We start from the raw sequence: 3192 nt of genomic DNA on the forward strand, positions 1-3192 counted from the left end.
CAGCCACATGCCCCAGGGGTTGCCGCCGTCGAGGACGACGTAGGTGGTGTTGCCCGATGACCAGGTGCGCTCGACGGAAAACTTGTTGACCTGATCGCCGAACTTGCCGTGGATGGTGGCGCCGGGTGCGAGGTAGAAGGCCCAGCCGAGCGGATCGGCAATCGGATTGGCCATGTCGCACACCAGATCTCCCTTGATGCAGTAGGAGATGACGCGGGTGGTGCCGGTGGCGGCCGGGTCGCGCGGGCCGTTGGTGTAGGCGCCGGGCAGCACGCTCGGGAAGACGTTCTCGGCGCCGGTGTCGGGGAATCGGGTGTCGGCACCGGTCACGACGACGACGTTGCTGTCGGGGATCGCGCCGGGAATCCCGTCGGCGTACTGCTGGTGGAGCAGGTAGGCGATGTTCATCGCGACCGCGGAGCCCTGTGAGTATCCGCCGAGGACGATGGTTCCCTTGCGACCCTGGGCAATCCACGCCCGCTGGGCATCGGCGAGGCCGGTGGCGGTGCCCTCGTCGACGGAGGTGTTGTACGCGTCATGCCCGACGATGCCCACCGGTCGGCCGGCGACGGTGAAGCCGAATGCCTCGGGGTAGTCGACGATCTCCACGTTCGGCCGATACGGGTCGAAGAAGCCGAGCCCGACGGTGCGGCCGTACTGATCGGCACCGGCCGGTGCGGAACCTCCGACGATGTCGTGAGCGCGGATCGGGTCGAAATCGGTGGTACCGGGCGCCAGGACGACCGTCGAGTCACGGCCGAGATCAGGTGGCAGCCAACTCGGCTGCCGGCGGATCGTCGGTAAGCCGTCATCGGTCGCAGCGCTCGCCGGGACGATTCCCGCGGCCATCGTCGTGACTGCACACACGGCCGCGGCACACACCGCGGTGACACCCACGAAGACCCGACGCACCCGACCCACCTCTCTTCGGCCCCCGCGGGGGACGATAGCGGGGTCTGCCGGTCGGCGCTATCGGGCCGAGGTCACCATGGGCGTGTCGTCGGAATTCGACTGGGATGACCGGGTCTCGGGTGCCACGGTCCGGGCCGTCTCTGCCGGGGGCGTCGTTGCCGTGACACTTGTCGTTTTCGTCGGAGTCTCCGCTGTCGACGTCACAGTGGTGGCCGGCGCAGTGGTGGTCGGCGCAGTGGTGGTCGGCGCAGTGGTCGCCGAGGTGGTGGACGGTTGTGCGACAGTCGTTTCGGCCGGGGTGGTCACAGCTTGGGGCGACGCTGCCTGGGTCCGCACCGCCGAGGTGGTCGCGGTGGTGCTCGCCGACGCCCTCGATGCCGACTTGTTCGATGCCGTCGGCGCGGGCAGCACCGAGCTGTAGTCGGCTTGGCACGCCGACGGGGTGGCGGCGCAGGTGTCGGGGTCGTGGACGGGGACGTCGAGGCCGAGCCGCGCGTAGAGGAGTTCCTGCAGTTCTCGTGGCGTCGGTACCTCGTAAGCGCTCAACTGTTGTCGGAGTGTGTCGGGCATCGGGATGCGCAGGTCGGCGAGGGTCGACCGGTGACCGGGCATGGGCACCGGCACGAGGGTGCTCAGGACGTCGTCGACTTCCTTGGGGACCGGAATTCCGAGGTCGCGCAACATCATTCCCCAGGGATTGCCGCCGTCGTAGACGATGTAGGTGGTGTTTCCGCTCTCGCTCGTCCATTCCTTGGCAATGGAGTACTCGTTGATCCGGTAGGTGAGGAAGGCATGCACGTAGAACCCGGGGAGCAGGTAGAAGAACGTCGAGACGGGATTGATCAGCGGGTTGCCGACGCCGCAGGTGGCATCGCCGCGCACGCAGTAGGAGTAGACCGCGATGTCGCCGGTGTCGGCGGGGTTGCGGTCGCCGTTGGTGTACATGCCGGGCAGAAAGCTCGGTACGACGTTCTCGACCCCGGTGTGCGGGAAGCGTGAGTCGGCGCCGACGATGACGGCGAGCTGGTCGTCGGAGATGTCACCGGCGCCCTGAAGGTTCTTCTGGTGCAACAGGTATGCGACATTCATGGCGATCGGCGCGCTCTGCGAGTAGCCGTTGATGACGACGGTGCCCGCCGGTTTCTGGAGGTGTCCGGTTTCGGCATCACGCACCCCGTTGATCGACCCGACCTCCACCGAGTGGGTGAAGGTGTCCGAGCCGGCGAGATAGATCGGGAAGCCGAACGGGTCGATGCCGAACGCGGCCGGGTAGGAGACGATGTCGATCGACGGCGCGGCGTGCGGGTCGACGATCGTCTTGCCGTCGGCGTCGGTGGTGACGCCGCCGAACAGACCGATACCGAGGGTCCGGGCGGTCTGGTCGCTGCCGTCGTAGTCGGTGGTGCCGGGGATCAGGACGACCACGTCCCCGTTGTCGAGGTGCGGCGCCCACGGCGGTGTCTCGATGATGGTCGGCTTGGCCTGATCGATCGTCGCCGGCGGGTTGATGTCGGGGAAGACGATCGGCCCGATCTGCAGCGCGTGCGCCACACCCGGCTGAAAGCCCGGTTGTACGAACATGATCGCGGTGGCCAACGCCACCGCGACCGTCAGCATCGAGCGCCGCATACGCATGTGTCTCCCTGAGAGATCCGTCGTCGAACCCGGCGAACCGACAGCTCATCGGCTCGCGACAGCGCCCCGCCCGCGTCGAGAGGTGAGTGTAACGGGAGGGCGCCGCGATGGCCGCGTTTGTGCACTTTCGCGGCCCCGGTGTGCTCCTCAGGAAATGGAGTAGGTCCGCGAATCCAGGCCGGTCGCGCCGTCGGGCACCGGGTCGGCGGTCGCCGAGGCCTGCACCTGTCCGTCCTTGCCGATCGCCCGACACGTGACGGTGTGCTGACCGGCACCGGCCTGCCACACGTACTTCCATGGCCGCCAGGTGTCGTCGCTGTAGTCGGTGGCCAGCGTCGCCTGCTCCCACGGGCCGTCGTCGATGCGGACCTCGACGCCGGCGATCCCGGTGTGTTGATGCCAGGAGGTACCGGCCAGGACCACTTGTCCGGCAGGCAGATCCGAGCTCGACGGCCGGTCGATACGAGAGGAGATCTTGATCGGTCCCAGCTGTGACCACCCGCGCGAGGTCCAGTACGCCTGCGCCTTGTCGAAGGTGGTGAGCTCCCAGTCGACGACCCACTTGGTGGCCGAGACGTATCCGTAGAGACCCGGGATCACCTGCCGCACCGGGTAGCCGTGCTCGACCGGTAGCGGCTGGGCGGT

3 protein-coding genes are annotated in these 3192 nt (G+C 67.7%); all 3 read right to left on the reverse strand.

What is annotated here, in order from left to right; all coding sequences use genetic code 11:
- On the reverse strand, nt 1-912 hold a 912-nt coding region (locus tag B1964_RS23075; RefSeq protein ID WP_253194141.1), incomplete at its 3' end, for a cutinase family protein.
- 57 nt (nt 913-969) lie between these two features.
- On the reverse strand, nt 970-2547 hold the full coding sequence (locus B1964_RS23080; RefSeq protein WP_253194142.1) for a PE-PPE domain-containing protein: 1578 nt from the start codon (nt 2545-2547) through the stop codon (nt 970-972).
- Between the two features lie 147 nt (nt 2548-2694).
- A partial coding sequence (locus B1964_RS23085) for a molybdopterin-dependent oxidoreductase (RefSeq protein WP_172398935.1) occupies nt 2695-3192 on the reverse strand: 498 nt, incomplete at its 5' end.

The sequence above is a fragment of the Gordonia sp. i37 genome (assembly GCF_002043085.1).
GTDB lineage: Bacteria > Actinomycetota > Actinomycetes > Mycobacteriales > Mycobacteriaceae > Gordonia > Gordonia polyisoprenivorans.

Bases quoted from the DNA above. Each gene is read 5' to 3' on its own strand.
- B1964_RS23080 (WP_253194142.1), bottom strand. From the start codon at position 2,547: ATGCGTATGCGGCGCTCGATGCTGACGGTCGCGGTGGCGTTGGCCACC.